The organism is Bacillus sp. JK74 (genome assembly GCF_053663395.1).
Genome location: NZ_JBSJQB010000002.1, coordinates 240,244 through 264,291, shown reverse-complemented (window position 1 = coordinate 264,291; position 24,048 = coordinate 240,244). Strand labels below are relative to the sequence as shown.

The window sequence follows — 24,048 nt, the reverse complement described above, 5'->3', positions numbered from 1 at the left end:
GGAAGGTAAAAATTTGCCACAATGGAGGGGGTATATCATTTGGCAAAGCTCGAATGGTATTTTGAATATGAAATTCAAGTGAACCGCCCCGGCCTGCTCGGGGATATTTCATCTCTTCTCGGGATGCTGTCAATTAATATTGTCACAATTAACGGTGTCGACCTTTCCAGAAGGGGAATGCTGCTCAGATGCCGGCATATAGATCAAATTAAACGATTGGAATCAATTTTAAAAACAATGGAGACCATTAAAGTAACGAAGCTGAGAGAACCGAGGCTTCGCGACCGTCTCGCAGTCCGTCACGGAAGATACATTCAGCGTGATGCCGATGACAAAAAAACCTTCCGTTTTGAAAGGGACGAGCTCGGTCTTCTGGTTGACTTTATGGCCGAGCTGTTTAAAAAAGAAGGGCACAAACTGATCGGAATCCGAGGAATGCCGAGGGTCGGAAAAACGGAGTCCATCGTTGCGTCAAGCGTTTGTGCCAGCAAAAGATGGCTTTTCGTATCATCAACGCTGCTAAAACAAACGATCCGGAGCCAGCTGGTTGCCGATGAATACAGCACGGAAAACGTGTTTATCCTCGACGGCATCGTTTCGACAAGACGGGGATCTGAGCGCCATCTTCAGCTCGTCAGTGAAATTATGCGGCTTCCGGCGACAAAGGTCGTGGAGCACCCCGATATTTTTGTTCAAAATTCGGAGTATACGCTCGATGATTTCGATTATATTATCGAACTCAGAAATGATCCTGACGAAGTCATTACATATGAACATGCAGAAGAACCGCAAATGTTTGATCAGACCGGTTTTTCAAGCTTTGATTTTTAATATTGGAAGGTGTTTGTTGTGACAGAATTAGCAATCCGGCTTAAAGAAGCCAGAGAGGAAAAAGGGATGTCATTGGATGAACTCCAGGCGGCGACGAAAATTCAGAAAAGATACTTAACCGCTCTGGAAGAAGGCAATTATGACGTCATTCCCGGCAATTTTTATGTGCGGGCGTTTATCAAGCAATACGCTGAAGCTGTCGGGCTTGATTCAGATCAGTTATTTGAAGAATATAAAAAAGACATCCCTAACACGTACCATGACGATGTGTCGGAAAAAATCTCCGGTCTCGCCATGCAAAGGGAGCTTCCTAAGTCCGCTTCAAAGGCGGCGGAATGGCTTCCGACCGTCCTTGTCGTCATCGGTGTCATTCTCGTCATCGCGATCATTTATGCGATTATTCAGTTCGGAATGAGCAAATCCGGGCAGACAGACGGAGATAAGGCCGTCACCCAAAGTGAGAGCAAGTATGAGATTCCTAAGGATTCTGCGCTGAAAAACGACGGCAATACAAACGACGAAGCGCAATCTGATAGCAAAAAAGACAAAAAGGACACAAAAGCGTCAGAGCAGAAAAAGAAAGAAAAAAGCAGTGATAAGACGGAGATCAAAGCGGCCGGAACGGAAGGCTCGGCTTCTTCATACAACGTCTCCGGGGCAGATAAGTATAAGCTTGAACTGATTGCTTCTGACAGCGCATGGATCCGCGTCCGGGATGACAGCGGCGGTTCTTTAAAAGAAGGAACGCTGCAAAAAGGCGAAACCTTTAAAAAAGACGTCACGGATCAAAAGCAGATTGAAATCCGCACGGGCTATGCCCCTAACCTGAAAATTAAAATCAACGGAGAGGTTCTGTCCTATGAACTCAATCCGCATGATGTGATGGCGCAGACCATCACAATCAAGATGAAAAAATAAAAGGGGAAAAGTCATCTGAACGATTAAGATGACTTTTTCTTCACGTCCGAGTACATATTATTGGAGGGGCTTTATGTTTAACTTACCGAATAAAATCACACTGGCAAGAATCGCTTTAATTCCTGTATTTATGATTATCATGCTTGTTCCTTTTCATTGGGGCAGCGTTCATATAGGGGATGAATCGATTCCGGTCGCGCATCTTACGGGAGCTGTTTTATTCATTATCGCATCAACGACTGACTGGGTGGATGGCTACTACGCCAGAAAACTGAACCTCGTGACAAACTTCGGGAAATTTTTAGATCCGCTGGCTGACAAACTGCTGGTGTCCGCGGCATTAATTACGCTTGTGCAATTTGACCTTGCGCCGGCGTGGATGGTCATCATCATCATCAGCCGCGAATTTGCCGTAACGGGATTAAGACTTGTGCTGGCGGGAACGGGGGAAGTTGTAGCCGCCAATATGCTGGGGAAAATTAAAACATGGGCCCAGATCATCGCTGTTGCCGCGCTTTTGCTGCATAATCTTCCGTTTGAGCTCGTTTCTTTCCCGTTCGGCGATATCGCTTTATGGGTGGCCGTGCTCTTCACAGTCATTTCCGGCTGGGATTATTTTGCGAAGAACTGGGATGCGTTAAAAACATCTAACTAAGGAAGAAGGACTTAAAGATGGAAATAGCAAAAAAAGCAGAAATCATTGCGGTCGGCTCGGAGCTTCTGCTCGGCCAGATCGCCAATACGAACGCGCAGTTTATCAGTAAAGAGCTGGCGGAAATCGGTGTAAACGTGTTTTACCATACCGCTGTCGGTGACAATCCGGAGCGGCTTAAGCAAGTCATCCGCATTGCCGAAGAGCGCTCAGACCTGATTATTTTTTCAGGCGGCCTCGGGCCGACCAAGGACGATTTAACGAAAGAAACCATTGCAAACACACTGGGGCGCCCGCTCGTTCTGAATGACGAAGCATTCCGGTCGATCGAAGAATATTTCGTGAAAACAAAACGGACCATGTCGCCGAATAACCGCAAACAGGCGCTCGTCATTGAGGGCTCGGACGTTTTGGCGAATCATTTCGGCATGGCGCCGGGAATGCTTGCAGAGCACGACTCAAGGCTTTATATGCTGCTTCCCGGACCGCCGAGCGAGCTGCGTCCGATGTTTGAAAATGAAGCTAAACCGCTGCTTCTTAAAAAGCTCGGTTCTAATGAGAAAATCGTTTCAACCGTGCTGCGGTTTTTCGGAATCGGTGAATCCCAGCTTGAAGCTGATTTAGAAGATATCATTGACGCGCAGACGAATCCGACGATTGCGCCGCTTGCTGCTGACGGCGAGGTCACGCTCCGTTTAACGGCGAAACATGCTGACGAAAAAGAAACAGAACGGCTTTTAAAAGAAACGGAAGCCGCCATTTTAGAACGTGTCGGTGAATTTTTCTACGGATATGATGATACGTCCCTGGTGAAGGAGCTTTCAAAAGCATGCAGACAAAACAAAATCACGATTTCTTCTGCCGAAAGCTTTACAGGCGGCCTGTTTTCAGAGTGGGTGACTGATTTAAGCGGTGCGTCTCAACTATTTGCAGGGGGCGTTGTCTGCTATTCCGACAGCGTGAAACAGCATGTGCTCGGCGTGAAAGCTGAGACGCTCGCAGAAAGCGGAGCGGTCAGCAAAGAGTGTGCGAAAGAGCTTGCAGCCGGTGTGAGAAAGCTGACCGGAAGCGATATCGGCATCAGCTTTACCGGGGTTGCGGGTCCCGACCCGCAGGAAGGGCATGCGCCGGGCCGCGTCTTTATCGGCATTTCAGCGGAAGGAAAAGAAGAGGTGCACGAATTTCACTTTGCCGGCTCAAGAACCGGAATCAGAAAGCGCGCCGCTAAATACGGCTGCCATCTCATTTTAAAAATGCTGGATCAAAAATAAAGTTTTAAAGAGCCGTTTTCTCTGATTTTTAAGTTTTATAAGGGAAATTATGCTCTTTTGCAGAAAAGCGAACGCGGAAAAAATCCGAATATGCGTTCGCTTTTTTCTTGGCAAATGTCAGTAAACAAGGTATAGTATATGTAGTGGCAAGATAAAGGAGGAAAAAATAAATGAGTGATCGTCAGGCAGCCTTAGATATGGCTCTTAAGCAAATAGAAAAACAATTCGGCAAAGGTTCCATCATGAAGCTCGGAGAAAAAACGGATACAAGAATTTCAACGGTGCCAAGCGGCTCCCTTGCACTTGATACCGCTCTCGGAATAGGCGGATACCCGCGCGGACGGATTATTGAAGTATACGGACCTGAAAGTTCAGGTAAAACGACTGTAGCGCTTCACGCAATCGCTGAGGTTCAGGAAAAAGGCGGACAGGCCGCATTTATTGATGCTGAGCATGCTCTTGATCCTGTTTACGCGCAAAAGCTCGGTGTCAATATCGAAGAGCTTCTGCTTTCTCAGCCGGATACGGGAGAGCAGGCGCTTGAGATTGCTGAAGCGCTGGTGCGAAGCGGAGCTGTTGATATCGTAGTCGTTGACTCTGTTGCGGCGCTTGTTCCAAAAGCTGAAATTGAAGGTGACATGGGTGATTCACACGTCGGTTTACAGGCGCGTCTTATGTCTCAGGCGCTCCGTAAGCTTTCCGGCGCTATCAATAAATCTAAAACAATCGCAATCTTTATTAACCAGATTCGTGAAAAAGTCGGCGTTATGTTCGGAAATCCGGAGACGACACCGGGCGGCCGCGCGCTGAAATTCTATTCTTCCGTGCGTCTTGAAGTGCGCCGTGCCGAGCAATTAAAGCAGGGCAACGACGTGATGGGGAATAAAACGAGAATTAAAGTCGTAAAAAACAAAGTCGCTCCTCCGTTCCGTACGGCTGAAGTGGACATTATGTACGGTGAAGGAATCTCCAAAGAAGGGGAAATCATCGACCTTGGAACTGAACTGGATATCGTGCAAAAAAGCGGTTCGTGGTATTCTTATGAAGAAGAACGCCTCGGTCAGGGCCGTGAAAACGCCAAGCAGTTCTTAAAAGAAAATAAAGACATCATGCTGATGATTCAGGAACAAATCCGTGAATATTACGGTTTAGACAATAACGGTGTAACGGACAAAGCGGAAGAAGTTCAGGAAGAGATGGAATTAGAAGAATAAAAACACGATCAAAAGAGCGGAGTAAGCAATTTCCGCTCTTTTTTTGTGTGTTTCAAAAAACACTGCTGTTTCGGAAAATTTTATCTGGAATGTTACAACTTTTTTCACCCTTCACTCGTCTAACATCATGGCGAAAGTTGAAATTATATCTGAGGAGGAAAAAAGATGACGAGCCCCCGCCGCATAAGAATAAATAAAAAAAGAAAGAAGAAGCTGATGAAAACGGGAGGGCTGTTTCTTTTTCTGCTGCTTGTCACTGTTTTTATTATGATCTGGACCGTCACAGCGCATCATCGGGAGAAAGAATCCGTTAAAAACGCTCCCGCCGCTCAATCTGATACTTCAAAAGACCAGACTCAACAGAAAAAAGAAAAGACGCAAAAAGAGAAAACACCTAAATCAATCGATCACAATAAACAGATCAGCAATTACTTGCAACAGATCGGGTTCAGCGGCACAGCAATGATCGTAAAAGATGGAAAAGTTGTGCTGAAAAAAGGCTTTGGCTATGCGGACCGAAAACAAAAAATTAAAAACAATCCGGAGACATCATATTATATCGGTTCTTCACAAAAAGCGTTAATCGCGACGGCTGTCCTGCAGCTTGAAGAAAAAGGGCTGCTGCAGACGAGTGACCCCGTCAGTACATACTTGCCGAATTTTCCTAACGGCACGCGCATTACATTGAAAAACCTGCTCAATCATACGTCCGGCATAAACGGGCATATTGAGGGTCGGGGACCGATTTCTCCAATTGATTTAATCAAGGATATAGAATACCGCGGAATTAAACGGCAGCCCGGGGTTTGGGATTACAGGGATTCCAACTATTCAGTGCTTGCTTATATCGTATCTCAGGTCAGCGGGGAGTCTTATGAACAATATATAAAAGAACACGTGTTCAAACCGGCCGGAATGAAGCATGCCGGATTTTACAAAACATTTGCTGAAGCTAAATATCCTGCCGTCGGCTACAAAGTCGATGAGAGCGGCAGTCTTGTAACGCCGCGCCTTTTGGATTTATCGCAGCTGTACGGGGCGGGCGATATGTATATGAGCGCTGAAGATCTCTATAAATTTGATAAAGCGATCGTAAACGGCACGCTCCTTTCAAAAGAAAGCTTCACAAAAATGTTTACAGCAGGAAGCAGTGCCGCTTACGGGATGGGGTTTTACATTGATCCGGGAAGCTATTCCAATCACGGTGTTATGCCCGGTTACAACATTTTGAACAGCTTCAGCCATTCGGCAAGCAAATATGTCATATTACTGTCAAACATTCAGAATAACGCCAAATTAGGACAGGTAAACAATAGAATTTACCAATTGCTTAACCAGGCGGACTGACAGAGCCGTCATTCACGAAAAGCGGAGGAAGGTATGGTATGATATATACATGGGCGACGATCCGAGCTGAAGGCGAATCGTTAAGCTGGCAAGCTTGACAAGTATTTCCGACACAATTACAATGAAGTTGTAACATTTGTTTTTTTAACATGATTGTTAAACCATTTAAACTTGACAAGGGCATGAGAGACTCATTCCCTGTGAAGGTTCTGTATGTTGAGAAAATCAGACAATGTACATGCCGGCACTTATTTAAGCAAAAACCAAGTTCATAGCAAGAGGAGGTGAAAGTATGACCCCAATGACGGTTCTCATCTCCATTTTGCTGACTCTGCTCGGTTTAGTTGTTGGCTACTATGTTCGTAAAACCATTGCCGAAGCAAAGATTGCGGGCGCACGCGGTGCTGCCGAGCAAATCCTTGAAGATGCAAAGCGTGATGCTGAAGCACTGAAAAAAGAAGCTCTGCTTGAAGCAAAGGACGAAATCCATACACTTCGAATAGATGCTGAACAGGAAGTTCGTGAAAGACGAAATGAGCTTCAAAAACAAGAAAACCGTTTACTTCAAAAAGAAGAAAATCTTGACCGTAAACACGAAGGAATTGATAAACGGGAAGCGATGTTGGAGAAGAAAGATCATTCTCTGAATGAACGACAACAACATATTGAAGAGATGGAAAGCAAAGTGGATGAGATGATTCGTATGCAGCAGTCAGAACTCGAACGCATTTCAAGCCTGACACGGGATGAAGCGAAACAAATCATTCTTGACCGGGTTGAAAATGAGCTTTCACATGACATCGCCATCATGACAAAAGAAACCGAAAACCGTGCGAAAGAAGAGGCAGATAAAAAGGCGAAAAACATTCTGTCGCTTGCTTTGCAGCGCTGTGCAGCAGATCATGTTGCCGAAACGACGGTATCGGTCGTCAATCTTCCGAATGATGAGATGAAAGGACGTATCATCGGCCGTGAAGGGCGTAACATTCGTACGCTTGAAACGCTTACAGGTATCGACCTGATTATTGATGACACACCTGAAGCAGTCATTCTTTCCGGATTTGATCCGATCAGACGGGAGACGGCAAGAATTGCTCTTGATAAACTCGTTCAGGATGGCCGTATTCATCCGGCGCGCATTGAAGAAATGGTTGAAAAATCCCGCCGTGAGGTTGATGACTATATCCGGGAAATGGGTGAGCAGACGACGTTTGAAGTCGGCGTTCACGGACTCCACCCGGATCTGATCAAGATCCTCGGCCGGTTGAAATTCCGTACAAGCTACGGGCAGAACGTACTGAAACATTCTATGGAAGTTGCGTTTTTAGCCGGTTTAATGGCTTCCGAGCTTGGAGAAGATGCAAAGCTTGCCAAGCGGGCCGGTCTTCTGCATGACATCGGAAAAGCAATTGACCATGAAGTGGAAGGAAGCCACGTGGAAATCGGAGTGGAGCTTGCGACCAAATATAAAGAGCATCCAGTCGTCATTAACAGTATTGCGTCACACCACGGAGACGAAGAGCCGACTTCCATTATCGCCGTTCTGGTCGCTGCCGCTGATGCACTGTCAGCCGCAAGACCGGGCGCGAGAAGTGAAACGCTCGAAAACTATATCCGCAGACTTGAAAAGCTTGAAGAAATCTCCGAGTCTTACGAAGGTGTTGAAAAATCATTTGCGATTCAGGCCGGCCGTGAAGTTCGCATCATGGTGAAGCCGGACTCCATTAATGATTTAGAAGCCCATCGTTTGGCGCGTGATATCCGTAAACGAATTGAGGACGAGCTTGATTATCCGGGCCACATTAAAGTGACCGTAATCAGAGAAACTCGAGCCGTAGAGTATGCAAAATAAAGTGATGCTTAGCGCATCACTTTATTTTTTTGAGTCCCTGAAAAGGAAGGAATGGAATGTATGAGAATTTTATTTATCGGAGATGTTGTCGGTTCCCCGGGCCGCGACATGGTAAAAGAATATGTCCCGAAACTGAAAGCGAAACATAAACCGCATTTTACAATTATTAACGGAGAAAATGCAGCACACGGAAAAGGACTGACGGAAAAGATCTACCACAGCCTGATGGAAGCGGGAGCAGATGCCATTACAATGGGAAACCATACGTGGGATAAAAGAGAGATCTTCGACTTTATTGATGATGTGCCGCATCTTGTCCGGCCGGCGAATTTCCCGGAAGGTACGCCGGGCAAAGGCATTACTTATATTAAATCGAACGGAAAAGAGCTTGCCGTCATTAATTTACAGGGACGGACGTTTCTTCCGCCGCTTGATGATCCGTTTGCTAAAGCGGATGAATTAATAGAAGAAGCGAAAAAGCGCACGCCGTACATTTTTATTGATTTTCACGCCGAAGCGACAAGCGAAAAAATTGCGATCGGCTGGTACACAGACGGAAGAGCCTCTGCCGTGGTAGGCACCCATACACACGTGCAAACGGCAGATAACCGCATTTTGCCGAAAGGAACGGCATATATTACTGATGTAGGCATGACGGGTCCGTACGACGGAATTCTCGGTATGGACAGAGAAACGGTCATCAAGCGGTTTAAAACCAATCTTCCCGTCCGGTTTACGGTGGCGGAAGGTAAAACTACGCTGAGCGGAGTGCTCATTGACATCGACGATCAAACGAAAAAGGCCGTAAATATCGAACGGATATTAATCAATGATGACCATATGTTCTTTGAATAGGTGATCATGTGTTTATTTTATAAAAATATTAAAAGGAAAAGCAGGAATATAGCAACTTCTTAGTGAATATAGTAGAAATGGAAGGTAGCCCGCTATTTTTGAAAAGCATTGTGGGGATGGCTTTTTGGATAGCAACATCTAATAATGATTGTTCTAATGAACACTCACTTATCCATTGTAAAACTAAGGGGGAGCAGAAATGGAAATCTTAAAAGTTTCAGCAAAATCAAGTCCAAATTCAGTAGCAGGCGCGCTTGCCGGCGTATTGAGGGAACGCGGAGCCGCCGAAATTCAAGCAATTGGGGCGGGTGCCTTAAACCAGGCTGTTAAAGCGGTTGCGATTGCCAGAGGCTTTGTCGCGCCAAGCGGCGTAGATTTGATTTGTATTCCGGCTTTTACAGATATACAGATTGACGGAGAAGAAAGAACGGCGATTAAGTTAATCGTCGAACCCCGTTAAAAACAAAAACATGACATTCTCAACCTGCTTGCGTAAGGCGAGCAGGTTGTTTTTATTGCTGTCATATTTTCTCACAATATTATATTAATAGTACGAAGAGATGATAAATGGCTTTATTCATATAATATTCAAAAAAAATCCCGCCCATTTTTCCGGACGGAAGCAGTTGTTTTCTTGGAGTGGACACTGGTATTTACCTCCTTTTTAACTCATGTTACAATCCAGTTATTACAGTGTTTTTTCGAGGAGGAGTGTACATGTTGGGAGGAAAGATGAAAGCTATCGTCAAAAATGAAAACGCTTTCGGAGCAACTCTGAAAGAAATTCCCATACCTTCCATTAATGAGAATGAAGTTCTCATTAAAGTACAGGCCGCATCTATATGCGGTACAGATGTGCATATTTATAATTGGGATCAATGGGCGCAGAAACGAATCAAAACACCTCAAGTATTCGGACATGAATTCAGCGGTATCGTAGCGGAAACAGGCAAGCACGTCACAAATGTCAAAATAGGTGACTACGTTTCGGCTGAAACCCACTTCGTCTGCGGTACTTGTGTCCCGTGTTTAACAGGAAAACATCATGTGTGCACCCATACAAAGATCCTCGGCGTAGATACAGCCGGCTCCTTCGCTGAATATGTCAAAGTGCCGGCCCGAAATGTTTGGAAAAACCCCGCTGATATGGACCCCGCCGTTGCCTCTGTTCAAGAGCCGCTTGGCAACGCGGTGCATACGGTGCTGGAAAGCAGCCGGCTTGCGGGCGGTTCCGCTGCAATTATCGGCTGCGGACCGATCGGGCTGATGGCGGTGGCGGTGGCTAAAGCGGCCGGTGCATCCCGTATTGCGGCCATTGATAAAAATGATTACAGGCTGGCTCTTGCGAAGAAATTGGGAGCTGCGATCACCATTTCAGCTGACGAGGAAGATCCGCTTGAGGTGATCGACACCTTAACAGGCGGAGAAGGGATCGACCTTGTCTGCGAAATGTCAGGCCACCCGGCAGCCATAACACAAGGATTAAAGATGGCGGCCAACGGGGGAAGGTTCCACATGCTGAGTCTGCCGGAACGTCCGGTGACGGTTGACCTGACAAATGACGTGGTGTTTAAAGGACTTACCGTCCAAGGCATCACAGGCAGAAAAATGTTTGAAACATGGCGGCAGGTATCGCACCTGCTTGAATCCGGCCTTGTTGATCTGACGCCGGTGATCACGCATCAGTTTCCGCTTGAAGACTTTGAAAAAGGGTTTGACCTGATGAGAAAGGGACAGTGCGGCAAAGTCATTTTGATTCCATAAGGGGAGGGTTCTATAATGAAAGAATTTGAATTTCTAAAAGCAGAGCTTGATAAAATGAAAGAAAATAAAACGTGGCAGCAAATGAAACAAATTGAAACGAAGCAGGGTCCGTCGGTGGAAGTCAAAGGGGAAAACGTGATACAGCTTTCATCGAACAATTATCTCGGTTTGACGTCGCATCCGAGACTTGTCGAAGCGGCCAAACGCGCCGCGGAAGAATTCGGAGCGGGTACGGGGTCCGTCCGTACAATCGCCGGAACATTCACAATGCACAATGAGCTGGAGAAAAAATTGGCAAACTTTAAAAAAACAGAAGCGGCACTTGTTTTTCAATCGGGGTTCACAACGAATCAGGGCGTCTTATCAAGCATTCTTACAAAAGAAGATATCGTGATCTCTGACGAACTGAACCATGCTTCCATTATTGACGGAATCAGGCTGACAAAAGCAGATAAAAAGGTGTACCGCCATGTTGATATGGACGATTTGGAAAGGGTGCTGAAAAAATCAATGAATTACCGCATGCGCCTGATCGTCACCGACGGCGTATTCTCAATGGACGGCAACATCGCTCCTTTGCCTGACATCGTCAAACTTGCAGAGGCGTACGATGCCTTTGTGATGGTCGACGACGCGCATGCTTCCGGCGTACTCGGAAAAAACGGAAGGGGAACGGTTAATCACTTCGGGCTTGACGGAAGAGTCCACATACAAGTGGGCACATTAAGCAAAGCCATCGGAGTGCTTGGCGGTTACGCCGCAGGGTCGCAGGTTCTGATCGATTACCTGCGCCATAAAGGGCGCCCTTTCTTATTCAGCACTTCTCATCCGCCTGCGGTAACGGCCGCATGCATAGAAGCCATTGACGTCCTGCTGGAAGAGCCGGAGCATATGGAAAAGCTATGGGAGAACACGGCGTATTTCAAAGACAAACTGGTTCAAATGGGGCTGACCCTCACAAAAAGCGAAACACCGATCGTGCCGATATTAATAGGGGAGGAAGAAAAAGCCCAGGCATTATCAGACCTTTTATTGACCCGCGGCGTGTTTGCGCAAAGCATCGTGTACCCGACGGTCGCCAAAGGAAAAGCGAGAATCCGCACCATTATTACGGCGGAGCATACAAAAGAGGAGCTTGACCGGGCCCTGGAAGTAATCCGTTCAGCCGCAAAAGAGCTTCAGCTTGTGTAAGGGGGAAATGATTCCCTCTTTTTTATTTCTTATTGATTCTTATTCTCAATAAGGTGTACAATAATAGGCTGGCGGTTGTGCCAAACGCTTTTAACCAGTATACTTGAGGGTGGAAGTTTCGGTTGAAAGGAGACATTCGAACATGAATGAAAAGCAAAAGCAGGAAAGCGGACAAGTGAATCCGGCGGACAAAAAATCCGAAAAGGATTACAGCAAGTATTTTGAAGCCGTATATATTCCGCCTTCTTTAAAAGATGCGAAAAAACGGGGCAAAGAATCCGTTCAATATCATAACGATTTTAAAATCTCAGAAGAATTTAAAGGCCTCGGTGAAGGCAGGAAATTTTATATCCGCACGTACGGATGCCAAATGAACGAGCATGATACGGAAGTCATGGCGGGTATTTTTATGGCGCTCGGTTATGAAGCGACAAATTCGGTTGATGACGCGAACGTTATTTTATTAAACACTTGCGCCATCCGGGAAAACGCTGAAAACAAAGTGTTCGGAGAGCTCGGCCATTTAAAGGCGCTTAAAAAAAACAACCCGGACTTGATTCTCGGCGTCTGCGGCTGCATGTCACAGGAAGAATCAGTCGTAAACCGCATCCTTAAGAAGCACCCGTTTGTCGATATGATTTTCGGCACACACAACATTCACCGTCTGCCGGAACTGTTATCAGAGGCATATTTATCAAAAGAGATGGTCATTGAAGTGTGGTCGAAGGAAGGGGATGTCATTGAGAACCTTCCGAAAGTCCGCAACGGAAAAATTAAAGGCTGGGTCAACATTATGTACGGCTGCGACAAGTTCTGCACATACTGCATCGTACCGTATACCCGCGGAAAAGAACGAAGCCGCCGTCCTGAGGAAATTATCCAGGAAGTCAGAAGACTTGCAAGCGAAGGCTATAAAGAAATCACGCTGCTCGGTCAAAACGTGAATGCGTACGGAAAAGATTTTGAGGATATGACGTACGGTCTCGGTGATTTAATGGACGAACTGCGTAAAATTGATATTCCGAGAATCCGGTTCACGACGAGTCATCCGCGTGACTTTGATGATCATCTGATCGAAGTGCTAGCCAAAGGCGGCAACCTTTTAGACCATATCCATCTTCCGGTTCAATCAGGAAGCTCAGCGATGTTAAAAATGATGGCCCGTAAATATGACCGAGAACGCTATCTGGAGCTTGTCGGAAAAATTAAAGCGGCGATGCCGAACGCTTCACTGACGACCGATATTATTGTCGGTTTTCCGAATGAAACGGATGAACAATTTGAAGAAACCCTTTCGTTATATCGCGAAGTGGAATTTGACAGCGCATATACGTTTATTTACTCTCCTCGTGAAGGCACACCAGCGGCGAAGATGAAAGACAATGTTCCGATGAGGGTCAAGAAAGAACGTCTTCAGCGCCTCAATGATTTGGTGAAAGAAATTTCAGCCAAAAAAATGAAGGAATATGAAGGCAGGACTGTCGAAGTATTAGTTGAGGGAGAAAGCAAAAATAACCCTGACATTCTTGCCGGCTATACGGAAAAAAGCAAGCTCGTCAACTTCAAAGGGCCGAAAGACGCCATCGGCAAGATTGTACGCGTCAAAATCGAACAGGCGAAAACATGGTCGCTTGACGGTGTGATGGCAGGAGAAGCAATCGAGGTGAAATAATAATGACGCTTTACTCAAAGAAAGACATTGTACAGCAGGCTAGGAACCTTGCGAAAATGATTTCTGAAACAGAAGAAGTTGATTTTTTCAAACGCGCTGAGGCGCAGATTAACGAAAATGAAAAAGTCTCTGCGATTATTAATCAGATTAAAACCCTGCAAAAGCAAGCCGTTAACCTGAAGCACTACGAAAAGCTTGAAGCGCTGAAACAAGTGGAAAGTAAAATTGACGCCCTGCAGGAAGAGCTTGAAGGGATTCCGATCATTCAGGAATTCAGAGATTCCCAGATTGAGGTCAATGACCTTCTTCAGCTTGTCGCACATACGATCTCAAATCAGGTGACAAACGAAATCATTACATCTACCGGAGGCAACCTGCTGACGGGAGAAACCGGTTCAAAAGTAAAACATTCGAATAACAGCTGTTCTATTTAAACACGGGGCCTTCATCGGCCCGTGTTTTTTTGCTGTTTTAGAACTAATTGTAATATGTACTAAATTTTCATTGTCTCAACGTTTTGTCCTATTTTTACTGGAAAGTTTTATCATACTTAAAAGTAAAGTTTCTGGGCAGGGCTGCATACAATGAAACAGAAACTTTGTATTTTTATATTTTTATTATAAAAATGCACATGAGACAAATGCCCAGCATAAGATAACACGAAGAAGAACAAGGAGGCCTGCCGGAATGTCTGAATACAGGGAAATTATTACGAAAGCGGTAGTTGCGAAAGGAAGAAAATTCACCCAATGCACCAACACGATCTCGCCTGGAGAAAAACCGTCAAGTATATTGGGCGGCTGGATTATCAACCACAAGTACGATGCCGAAAAGATCGGGAAGACTGTAGAAATTGAAGGGTATTATGATATAAACGTCTGGTACTCTTACGCCGATAATACAAAAACGGAAGTTGTAACCGAGAGAGTAAAGTATGTCGATGTGATTAAACTCAGATACAGAGACACAAATTACTTAGATGACGAACACGAAGTCATTGCCAAAGTGCTGCAGCAGCCGAATTGTCTTGAAGTCACCATTTCTCCTAACGGAAATAAAATCGTGGTTCAGGCAGAGAGAGAATTTTTAGCAGAAGTGGTCGGTGAAACGAAAGTCGTCGTCGAAGTCAATCCTGACTGGGAAGAAGACGATGATGATGATTGGGAAGACGATCTTGATGAAGAATTAGAGGACATTAACCCTGAATTTTTAGTCGGAGATCCTGAAGAATAAGTTGAGGCTAGGGGAGTTTAACACCCCAAGTCTCTTTTTTATATATAAAGATATCACTCTTTTGTTTATGTTATAATGGGATTCGGATAAGAGAAGATACATAGTGAGGGATTAAATGATGGCTAGTTACACGCCTATGATACAGCAATACTTGAAGATAAAGGCAGAGCACCAAGATGCCTTTTTATTTTTTCGGCTTGGTGACTTTTATGAAATGTTTTTTGAAGATGCAAAAAAAGCGTCGCAAGAGCTTGAAATTACACTGACAAGCAGAGACGGAGGTTCGGCTGATAAAATTCCGATGTGCGGCGTGCCGTATCATTCCGCGGCGGCTTATATTGAACAGCTGATTAAAAAGGGCTATAAAGTGGCGATCTGTGAGCAGACGGAAGATCCGAAGGCGGCTAAAGGCGTTGTAAAAAGAGAAGTCGTCCAGCTGATCACCCCGGGAACCGTGATGGATGGAAAAGGAATCCATGAGTCGGAAAACAACTTTATCGCTTCCGTTTCCGAATTTCGTAACGGATACGGTCTCGCTTTATCGGACTTAACGACCGGAGAAAACCTGGCCGTATTTATTGAGCGGATTGAAGATGTCATGTCAGAAATTTACTCAGTCGGCGCAAAGGAAATTGTCGTATCAAGCAAGTTTAACGAACATACAGCTGCTCAGCTGAAAGAACGGTGCAGCGCAACGATTTCCATCGAAGACGGGGAAATAACAGAACGCATTGAAATCGCAAAGCACTTGCCGGGCGAAGAGCTGACAGAGACGTTTATGCGTTTATATACGTATTTGCAGAAAACGCAAAAACGGAGCCTGGATCATCTGCAGCCGGTTCAAGTATATGAATTGGAAGAAGCGATGAAAATTGACCTGTATTCAAAACGGAATCTTGAGCTGACGGAAACGATCCGTTCGAAAAGCAAAAAAGGGTCATTGCTTTGGCTTTTAGACGAGACGAAAACAGCAATGGGCGGCCGGCTTCTCAAACAATGGATTGACCGCCCGCTGATCAGGGCATCCCAAATCGAAGAACGCCAGGAAATGGTCGAGACGCTGATCAATCATCTGTTTGAGCGTGAAGATCTGCGCGAGCGCCTGAAGGAAGTATACGATTTAGAACGTCTGGCGGGCCGGGTCGCATTCGGAAACGTCAACGCAAGGGATTTAATCCAGCTGAAAGAATCTTTAAAACAAGTGCCGAGCATTAAAGAGCTTGTAGGGTCTCTTAACCATAAAAAAGCAAAAGAACGCGCCGGCTTGATTGATCCGTGCGGAGATTTGCTTGACCTGTTAGAAGAAGCTCTCCATGAAAATCCGCCGTTATCGTTAAAAGAAGGCAACTTAATTAAAGACGGCTATCATCAGAAGCTCGATGAGTACCGTGACGCCAGCAAAAACGGTAAAGACTGGATTGCCAGACTGGAGCAGCAGGAACGCGCTTATACGGGCATCCGTTCATTAAAGGTCGGTTTCAATAAAGTGTTCGGCTATTATATTGAAGTCACAAAAGCAAACCTTCATCTGCTTGAGGACGGGCGGTATGAGCGGAAGCAGACCCTCACAAACGCCGAACGGTACATTACGCCGGAATTGAAGGAAAAAGAAGCGCTTATTTTAGAAGCGGAAAACAACATCTGCGAGCTGGAATATGAGCTTTTTGCCGGACTGCGTGAAAAGGTGAAACAATTTATTCCGCGTCTGCAGCGTCTTGCCAAACAAATGAGTGAGCTGGATGCGCTGCAATGCTTTGCTACGATCAGTGAAAACAGGCATTACACAAAGCCCGTCTTTTCTGATAATGAAGTAAAAGTCATTGAAGGGAGACACCCCGTCGTTGAAAAGGTGATGGACAGTCAAGAATACGTGCCGAACAACTGCCTGATGGGCGATTCGCGGGAAATGCTCCTGATTACGGGTCCGAATATGTCAGGTAAAAGCACGTACATGAGACAGATCGCACTTCTATCGATCATGGCTCAGATCGGCTGTTTTGTGCCCGCAAAAGAAGCGGTTCTGCCGATTTTTGATCAAATCTTCACGAGAATCGGGGCGGCGGATGATTTGATTTCAGGACAAAGCACCTTTATGGTGGAAATGCTGGAAGCGAAAAACGCGATTGTGAACGCCACAAAAGACAGCCTGATCCTGTTTGATGAAATCGGCCGCGGGACATCAACGTACGACGGAATGGCGCTGGCACAGGCGATTATTGAATATGTTCATGATCATATCGGCGCTAAAACACTGTTCAGCACGCATTATCATGAGCTGACGGTGCTTGAAGATAAGCTTCCTCAGCTGAAAAACGTTCATGTGCGCGCAGAGGAATATAACGGAACGGTCGTGTTTCTCCATCAAATCAAAGAAGGAGCCGCAGATAAAAGTTACGGCATTCATGTCGCCCAGCTTGCCGAGCTCCCGGATGATCTGATCAGCCGGGCACAGGAGATTTTAAAACAGCTTGAGCAGATGGGAGATAAACCGGAGCTTCCGGCGGCACCTGAGAAAAAGCCCGCCGTCAAAGAAGAACCGGCACAGCTGTCCTTTTTTGCTGACGGTGAAAAAGAACAGAAGGCACCGGCTGTTTCTAATAAAGAAAAACAAGTGCTTGAAGCTTTTAAGTCAATCAATATTCTCGATATGACGCCGCTTGAGGCGATGAATGAAATGTACAAGCTGCAAAAAAAATTAAAATAGAAAGAGGTGACGGACTTGGCAAAAGTCATCCAGCTGTCAGATGAACTCTCAAATAAAATAGCGGCCGGTGAGGTGGTCGAACGGCCTGCCTCAGTCGTTAAAGAATTGGTGGAAAACGCCATCGACGCAAACAGCACAGTCATTGAAATCGACATAGAGGAAGCGGGGCTTTCGTCGATTCGGGTGCTCGATAACGGCGAAGGTATGGAAACCGATGATTGCAAGCGGGCTTTCCGCCGCCACGCGACCAGCAAAATCAAAGATGAAAACGACCTGTTCCGGGTGAGAACACTCGGTTTCCGCGGAGAAGCTTTGCCAAGTATCGCGTCTGTTTCTCATCTGGAAATCAAAACGAGCATCGGCGAGGGAGCGGGAACCCATCTCATTCTTCAGGGCGGGAATATCATTTCTGAACAGAAATCCTCCAGCAGAAAAGGAACAGAGATTATCGTTACCAACCTGTTTTTCAATACACCCGCCAGATTGAAATATATGAAAACCGTGCATACGGAGCTCGGCAATATTACGGATGTCGTCAACCGGATTGCTCTTGCGCATCCGGAAGTATCCATCCGTCTCCGCCATCAGGGGAAAAATCTGCTGCAGACAAACGGTAACGGGGACGTGCGCCATGTGCTGGCCGCAATTTACGGGACGGCGGTTGCGAAAAAAATGATACCGCTCCATGTCAGCTCGCTTGATTTTGAAGTCAAGGGCTACATTGCACTTCCGGAAATCACGCGTGCATCCAGAAACTACATGTCATCTGTCATTAACGGAAGATACATTAAGAATTTCCCGCTTGTAAAAGCGGTGCATGAGGGCTATCACACACTTCTCCCGATCGGCCGCCATCCGATTACGTTTATCGAAATTACGATGGACCCGATTTTGGTCGATGTCAATGTCCATCCGTCGAAGCTTGAAGTCCGCCTCAGCAAAGAGACGGAGCTGCATGAGCTGATCCGTGACGGGATAAAGGAAGTGTTTCAAAAGCAACGGCTTATTCCGAGCGCCCAGCTACCGAAAAAATCAGCGCCGGCACCGGCCAAAAACGAACAGCAATTTATGACATTCGAGGAAAGCGCGCCTGAGCGGAAACTTCCTGAAAAAACGCCTGAGCCGTCTTACTCACCGATGAAGCTGAGTTCGGTCGTAAAAGAGCCTGAGCCGGTCATAGAAGAAGAGTCCCTCCCGGATGAAGCAGGTCACGGAGTGCCGCCGAAGATCGGCATGCCGGTAACGGAAGCGCCTGTTTCCGATATTCCGGAGCCTGAAGTGGAGGCTGACTCTGAAGAAATACGGGAAGAAAGAGTTCCGGTGATGTATCCGATCGGCCAAATGCACGGGACATATATTTTAGCCCAAAACGAAAACGGCTTGTATATCATTGACCAGCATGCGGCGCAAGAACGGATTAAATACGAATATTTCCGGGAAAAAGTCGGGCAGGTTGAGCCTGAAGTGCAGGATATGATCGTGCCGCTCACCTTTCATTATGCGGCAAATGAAGCGCTGATCATTGACCAGCATCAGCATGAGCTTGAAAGCGTCGGAGTATTTTTAGAAGCATTCGGCACGAACAGCTACATCGTCCGCTGCCATCCGGCCTGGTTTCCAAAAGGGGAAGAAGCTGAACTGATTGAAGAAATCATTCAGCAGGTGCTTGACGCCAAACAGATCGATATTAAGAAACTGCGGGAGGAAGCGGCCATTATGATGAGCTGCAAAGGCTCAATCAAAGCGAACCGCCATTTGCGCAACGACGAAATCAAAGCGCTCTTGGACGACCTGCGCCGAACGACAGACCCGTTCACATGCCCGCACGGCCGGCCGATCATTATCCACCACAGCACGTATGAGATGGAGAAGATGTTTAAGCGTGTGATGTAATAACAACGTTTATGTGAGACTAAACCGTTATTTACCCGCAAGCAGCCTTACTAGTTTGAATGACCCAGCCTTTCAGAGATAACTTTTGAGTTTTTTAATTTCTGGCATAATTGTTGCATGGTATACCGTAAATCATGAAGATAATTTGTTTAACATCCAGCTGTTTTTCTGTCATATAAAAATTGTTTATGGGTAGTAATTGGGGTTGGCGATGTAGTATCCTGTGTTTGGTGGAACCGTCTATATCGTCAATTGACTGCATTAATAGTGAAATAATGGAGAAAACGATTCCTGAAAAATCTCATGCTATTTGTGAAGAATTTAAATAAAATTGGAATTTGGCGGGTTATACTATCCGCAAGTTAGTCAAGGGGGACTAGTAATTAGCCCCCCTTATATTTAGTTCTTCCCGCATTTTTTTCTATTTTTGATTAAACTGAAAACCACTAAGAGAACTACACCGACAGCAACAATATAAAATGAAATTTCCGCTGCGGCGGTGTTAATATTCTTAAGGACAAGGATAAGCCCTATTAAAATTATAGGAATGATATAAGTTAGAATTCTTATAGCTTTTGGGCTCGGTTCAGCATTACTTTTATCTTCCATAGTTACCTCCGATCTTAAACACTTTAGAAAATAATCACTTTAAAGCTTAACACAGGATAAATTTGTTAAACACCAACAATAGCCCCGTTTAAAGGAAAAGCATAAGAGTTTTAGTAATCCACAAAGTTGCTGCCGGGTTGCCAGTTACTTTTAGAGCATCCGCATAGCACGCATCTTCAACTGCACCAGTAAAATTGCCAATGATATTAAGAATTATTTCAAAACTACCGATTCCACCCATAGCAGCTTTAACTTTAGTGGGTATTGCGTCCCAATCTGCTCTCAGTGCTTTTATAGCTCAGGACAAATCACCTTGAACAGTAAACTCCGACCCATATCACATAGTCTATTTGTCTAAATCTTAATATTTACTTTTTACACTTAATGATTTTATGTTAGTTTTGTTTTTGCACAGTAAAAGATAACTTTATTTAGCCCTAACAAAAACATCTGAGCTCCTTGTCAATAATCACATATAAATCGTCTTCAACTGACGTCTTTTTTCATGCACGACGCTTTTGTGAATTGTTGCAGCTAGACTGGTTTTTGAACGGTTTTCTCGCAAAAGAAAAGAGTGTAAATTACGCCGTACTTTTCTCAGTTCAATTATGTTAATGTCAACATAACGTTGAATTCGGTGTAAGAACTAAGGTATTCTGATATATTTCGAGAGCCCGTGTGGTTTAGTTTATCTTGAAGAAAAGGATTGAAATAATAATCTTAATTGCGGGTCATTTCTAAAAACTGATTATCTCCTCCGGCTGCTTCGCAATTGCTTTTCAAAACAAAAGCTCAATTTGTTTTATTTTTATCCGAAAATTATACCATCCTTCATTTTCTGAATAAAATTACCTAAAGAATTCATCTAAATGAACATCCTGATTTCCTGATATATCAGCATAGCAATTTGTAAAAATGGCCCAGACTGGTGCTTTTGGCGGGAGCAGAAAGTTTTTTTAACTTTACCGGAAAATCCATGGAAAAACGTGGTGTCATCTGGTAAAGTGGTTACAGTCGGCTGGGCGGCGGCAGCAGTCTGCCCGGATCTTTTAAATGGGAATGGTGACAATGGATCATACATATGAAGTGCATCAAATCAAAACTTATCACCAGATGTGGTCCAACTATTGTTATATCATCGCAGACCGCTCAAAAAAATCTGCGATAGCGGTGGACCCGTCCTGGGAAATCGATAAAATAACCGATAAACTGCATGAATTGGATGTTGATTTATCAGCTATTTTATTAACACATTCGCATTATGACCATGTAAACTTGGCGGAGCCGCTTCAGCAAATCTATCATTCTGATATATACATGTCGTCGGCGGAAATCGATTTCTATCAATTCCGGTGCAGAAACTTAATAGCGCTTGAAGACGGCCAAACCTTTGCGGCCGGAGGGTTTATCATCAGAAGCATACTGACCCCGGGACATACGGCCGGAGGAATGTGCTATTTACTATCTGATCACCTTTTTACCGGTGACACCGTGTTTACAGAAGGGTGCGGTATATGTGAGGACAGGGGCAGCTCAGCTGAAGATATGTTTCACAGTATACAGAGGATCAAAGCCTCTATTCCGCCGCATGTGCGTGTGTATCCGGGGCACTCCTTCGGGGAGAAGCCGGGTCAAAAAATGGAGAGTCTTTTGAAAAACAATATTTACTTTCAGATTGAAAAAAAAGAACATTTTGTGAATTTCCGCAACAGAAAAAATCAAAAAGGGCTGTTTCATTTTAAGTAGCGTATAATTTGGTTCTATATAACTAGTTTTTCTTTTGGGGTACGGAACTTCTGAAATGAAATGATAGTTATTGCTCGCTTTTTGGTGATGAATGGCTGAGTAACGGTAGTTTGCGGATAAAAGCGCCGGGCAGGCCGAATGGGACATTCTGCTTACGTCTGTTCCAAAAGCCCTGAGTCCGCCTTCTGGCAGGGAAAAATAGGCATTATTCAGGAGTTCGCATAGGATAAATTAACTTGACATGGTATTTTTGTGAAGTTACTATCAACTTGAACATGCTTCTTAACTGAATCCGAGAAAGGATGGCTGAGAAAATGATCACATACTTATTCCCCGGACAAGGTTCTCAAAAGCAGGGAATGGGGAGCTCATTGTTTGATGAATTTAAAGACTTAACGGAGCAGGCTGATGAAACACTCGGATATTCCATGAAACGGCTTTGTCTTGAGAATCCGTATTCCAACCTTCACAAGACGCAGTTCACCCAGCCTGCTTTATATGTTGTAAACGCGTTAAGCTATTTGAAAAAAACCCAAGACAATGGCATAAAGCCGGATTATGTGGCCGGCCACAGTTTGGGAGAATATAATGCGCTGTTTGCAGCAGGTGCTTTTGATTTTATTACCGGCCTTCAGCTTGTCCGTAAAAGAGGCGAATTAATGAGTATGGCCACTGACGGAAAAATGGCCGCCATTATGGGGTTAACTGCAGCTCAAGTGTCAGACGCCCTTCAAACGAACGGATTACATACGATTGATATTGCCAATATGAATTCTCCTCACCAAGTTGTCATATCCGGACGCAAAGAAGACATTGAAAGAGCCAAAAGCGTATTCGAAGGATTAAAAGACGTTACGATGTTTCATCCGTTAAACGTCAGCGGCGCTTTTCACTCGAGATATATGAGAGAAGCAAAACAAGAGTTCGAAAAATTTTTACAGTCATTTCATTTTTCTGCTATATCAATTCCTGTCATTTCTAATGTGCATGCCAGACCTTATGAGCAAGACGGAATCCACTCCGTTCTGGCCGATCAGATCGACCATTCAGTGCGATGGAACGACAGCATCCGCTATCTGCTGGACAAAGGGCGGATGGAATTTGAAGAAGTCGGCCCGGGCCATGTGCTGACAGGACTTATTCACCGCATCAAAAAAGAAACTGAAGCTTCACCCGCCATGTAGCGGAACGTAAGTCAAAATTCTTATCTCACACAATAGTGCCAGCCATACAACATCACGACCACTTCACCTGCACACGACATCACGAAAAACGTACAAATCAATATTTTAAAAAAATAAAGAGCAAAAAGGAGAACAAATGAACCAGCCAATTGTTTTCATGTTTTCTGGACAGGGTTCCCAATACTATCAAATGGGGAAAGAGCTGTTTGCACATAACGCCGCTTTTCGGCAGAAAATGCTTGACTTGGACGATTTTGCAGTCAGCCGTTTCGGTTACTCTGTCCTGAAAGAGGTTTATCATACAGGCAATCGTCTGTCTGATCCATTTGACCGCCTTCTTTTCAGCCATCCTGCCATTTTTATGGCTGAGTACGCACTTGCATATGCTTTGGAGCAAAGAGGCATACGTCCCGATTATGTGATCGGAGCAAGCCTCGGAGAGTATGCAGCGGCCGCTGTATCGGGTGTGCTGAGCGCCGAGGATGCTTTAGATTGCGTGCTGGAACAGGCCCGAATCATTACGGAAACTTGCCGTAACGGCAGCATGCTTGCGATACTGGGTGATCCGGCTTTATATCAAGATGATCCGCTGCTCGGCGAACATAGTGAATTGGCATCTGTAAACTATCATTCTCACTTTGTCATCTCGGGAGAGCGGGAACATATCAAAAAGATCATGGACGATCTGAGAGAGAAGCAGATTCCTCATCAGCTATTGCCGGTATCTTACGGGTTTCACTCAGCGCTGGTTGATCAGGCGGAACAGCCGTACAAGCGTTTTTTAGCTCAGAAATCAATCCGGACTCCGTTTATACCGTACATCTCCAGTGCGACCGGAGAGGCTGAGACCGATATACAAGCGGACTTTTTCTGGGATATTGTAAGAAAGCCGATTCGATTCCGCGAAGCGCTTCAATTCGCAGACAGCCGCCAAAAAGGATTGTATATCGATGCCGGGCCTTCCGGAACGTTGGCCGCATTTGCCAAACAGATTCTTCCCGCAGGATCGGCTGAACGCATCCGTGCCATTATGACGCCGTTTCATAAAGAACAAACCCATTTGCAGCAAATAGAAGACAGTATTTTATCACCGCCCGGAAGGAGACTGTAAG

General features: G+C 45.2%; 20 protein-coding genes. 19 read left to right on the top strand and 1 reads right to left on the bottom strand.

Translation table 11 applies throughout. The features are described from left to right. Positions 1-39: 39 nt before the first annotated feature. The 16 genes from ACWJJ5_RS05855 (at position 40) to mutL (ending at position 19,397) form a co-directional block, all read left to right on the top strand. Entirely contained in the window at positions 40-831 is a 792-nt protein-coding gene (locus ACWJJ5_RS05855; RefSeq protein ID WP_003154149.1) for a DUF3388 domain-containing protein, read from the top strand. A gap of 18 nt (positions 832-849) precedes the next feature. Further along, positions 850-1,749: a helix-turn-helix domain-containing protein gene (locus ACWJJ5_RS05850; RefSeq protein ID WP_070081839.1), complete on the top strand. Its 900-nt coding sequence runs from the start codon at positions 850-852 to the stop codon at positions 1,747-1,749. A gap of 73 nt (positions 1,750-1,822) precedes the next feature. Next, the gene (gene pgsA, locus ACWJJ5_RS05845; protein WP_003154147.1) at positions 1,823-2,404 is read left to right on the top strand and encodes a CDP-diacylglycerol--glycerol-3-phosphate 3-phosphatidyltransferase; all 582 of its coding nucleotides are present in this window, start codon (positions 1,823-1,825) and stop codon (positions 2,402-2,404) included. Positions 2,405-2,421: 17 nt separating this feature from the next. After that, positions 2,422-3,672: a competence/damage-inducible protein A gene (locus ACWJJ5_RS05840; protein ID WP_278071855.1), complete on the top strand. Its 1,251-nt coding sequence runs from the start codon at positions 2,422-2,424 to the stop codon at positions 3,670-3,672. A 170-nt stretch (positions 3,673-3,842) separates the two neighbouring features. After that, the gene (gene recA / locus ACWJJ5_RS05835; protein ID WP_003154145.1) at positions 3,843-4,886 is read left to right on the top strand and encodes a recombinase RecA; all 1,044 of its coding nucleotides are present in this window, start codon (positions 3,843-3,845) and stop codon (positions 4,884-4,886) included. A gap of 165 nt (positions 4,887-5,051) precedes the next feature. Next, complete coding sequence (locus ACWJJ5_RS05830; RefSeq protein WP_454022286.1) at positions 5,052-6,233, top strand: serine hydrolase domain-containing protein; 1,182 nt, start codon at positions 5,052-5,054, stop codon at positions 6,231-6,233. Positions 6,234-6,525: 292 nt separating this feature from the next. After that, complete coding sequence (gene rny / locus ACWJJ5_RS05825; protein WP_003154140.1) at positions 6,526-8,085, top strand: ribonuclease Y; 1,560 nt, start codon at positions 6,526-6,528, stop codon at positions 8,083-8,085. Between the two features lie 60 nt (positions 8,086-8,145). Beyond that, the gene (locus ACWJJ5_RS05820; RefSeq protein WP_003154137.1) at positions 8,146-8,940 is read left to right on the top strand and encodes a TIGR00282 family metallophosphoesterase; all 795 of its coding nucleotides are present in this window, start codon (positions 8,146-8,148) and stop codon (positions 8,938-8,940) included. Positions 8,941-9,139: 199 nt separating this feature from the next. Continuing rightward, the gene (gene spoVS / locus ACWJJ5_RS05815; protein WP_003154135.1) at positions 9,140-9,400 is read left to right on the top strand and encodes a stage V sporulation protein SpoVS; all 261 of its coding nucleotides are present in this window, start codon (positions 9,140-9,142) and stop codon (positions 9,398-9,400) included. Between the two features lie 257 nt (positions 9,401-9,657). Next, positions 9,658-10,704, top strand: a complete 1,047-nt coding sequence (gene tdh, locus ACWJJ5_RS05810; RefSeq protein ID WP_043867101.1) for an L-threonine 3-dehydrogenase — start codon at positions 9,658-9,660, stop codon at positions 10,702-10,704. Positions 10,705-10,716: 12 nt separating this feature from the next. Further along, positions 10,717-11,895 (top strand): glycine C-acetyltransferase, encoded by a 1,179-nt coding sequence (locus ACWJJ5_RS05805; protein WP_454022386.1) that lies wholly within the window; start codon positions 10,717-10,719, stop codon positions 11,893-11,895. A gap of 142 nt (positions 11,896-12,037) precedes the next feature. Continuing rightward, entirely contained in the window at positions 12,038-13,567 is a 1,530-nt protein-coding gene (miaB, locus tag ACWJJ5_RS05800; RefSeq protein WP_003154116.1) for a tRNA (N6-isopentenyl adenosine(37)-C2)-methylthiotransferase MiaB, read from the top strand. A 2-nt stretch (positions 13,568-13,569) separates the two neighbouring features. Beyond that, positions 13,570-14,001, top strand: a complete 432-nt coding sequence (locus ACWJJ5_RS05795; RefSeq protein WP_003154113.1) for a RicAFT regulatory complex protein RicA family protein — start codon at positions 13,570-13,572, stop codon at positions 13,999-14,001. A gap of 253 nt (positions 14,002-14,254) precedes the next feature. Beyond that, positions 14,255-14,800, top strand: a complete 546-nt coding sequence (gene cotE / locus ACWJJ5_RS05790; RefSeq protein ID WP_003154111.1) for an outer spore coat protein CotE — start codon at positions 14,255-14,257, stop codon at positions 14,798-14,800. Positions 14,801-14,918: 118 nt separating this feature from the next. Further along, the gene (gene mutS / locus ACWJJ5_RS05785; RefSeq protein WP_101563151.1) at positions 14,919-17,504 is read left to right on the top strand and encodes a DNA mismatch repair protein MutS; all 2,586 of its coding nucleotides are present in this window, start codon (positions 14,919-14,921) and stop codon (positions 17,502-17,504) included. A gap of 15 nt (positions 17,505-17,519) precedes the next feature. Next, on the top strand, positions 17,520-19,397 hold the full coding sequence (gene mutL / locus ACWJJ5_RS05780) for a DNA mismatch repair endonuclease MutL (protein WP_070081846.1): 1,878 nt from the start codon (positions 17,520-17,522) through the stop codon (positions 19,395-19,397). Between the two features lie 399 nt (positions 19,398-19,796). Here the strand turns inward: mutL and ACWJJ5_RS05775 are convergent, their stop codons facing one another. Further along, a complete protein-coding gene (locus ACWJJ5_RS05775; protein ID WP_070081847.1) occupies positions 19,797-20,006 on the bottom strand; it encodes a hypothetical protein in 210 nt (69 codons plus the stop codon). 1,068 nt (positions 20,007-21,074) lie between these two features. Between ACWJJ5_RS05775 and ACWJJ5_RS05770 the strand changes: the two genes are divergently transcribed. The 3 genes from ACWJJ5_RS05770 to ACWJJ5_RS05760 all read left to right on the top strand — a co-directional run bounded on the left by ACWJJ5_RS05770 (position 21,075) and on the right by ACWJJ5_RS05760 (position 24,047). Continuing rightward, the gene (locus tag ACWJJ5_RS05770) at positions 21,075-21,752 is read left to right on the top strand and encodes an MBL fold metallo-hydrolase (RefSeq protein WP_003154103.1); all 678 of its coding nucleotides are present in this window, start codon (positions 21,075-21,077) and stop codon (positions 21,750-21,752) included. A gap of 314 nt (positions 21,753-22,066) precedes the next feature. Further along, positions 22,067-22,936, top strand: coding sequence for an ACP S-malonyltransferase (fabD, locus tag ACWJJ5_RS05765; RefSeq protein WP_102422491.1), 870 nt, complete (start codon positions 22,067-22,069; stop codon positions 22,934-22,936). A gap of 136 nt (positions 22,937-23,072) precedes the next feature. Further along, complete coding sequence (locus ACWJJ5_RS05760) at positions 23,073-24,047, top strand: acyltransferase domain-containing protein (protein WP_003154101.1); 975 nt, start codon at positions 23,073-23,075, stop codon at positions 24,045-24,047. The last annotated feature ends 1 nt before the right edge of the window (position 24,048 follow it).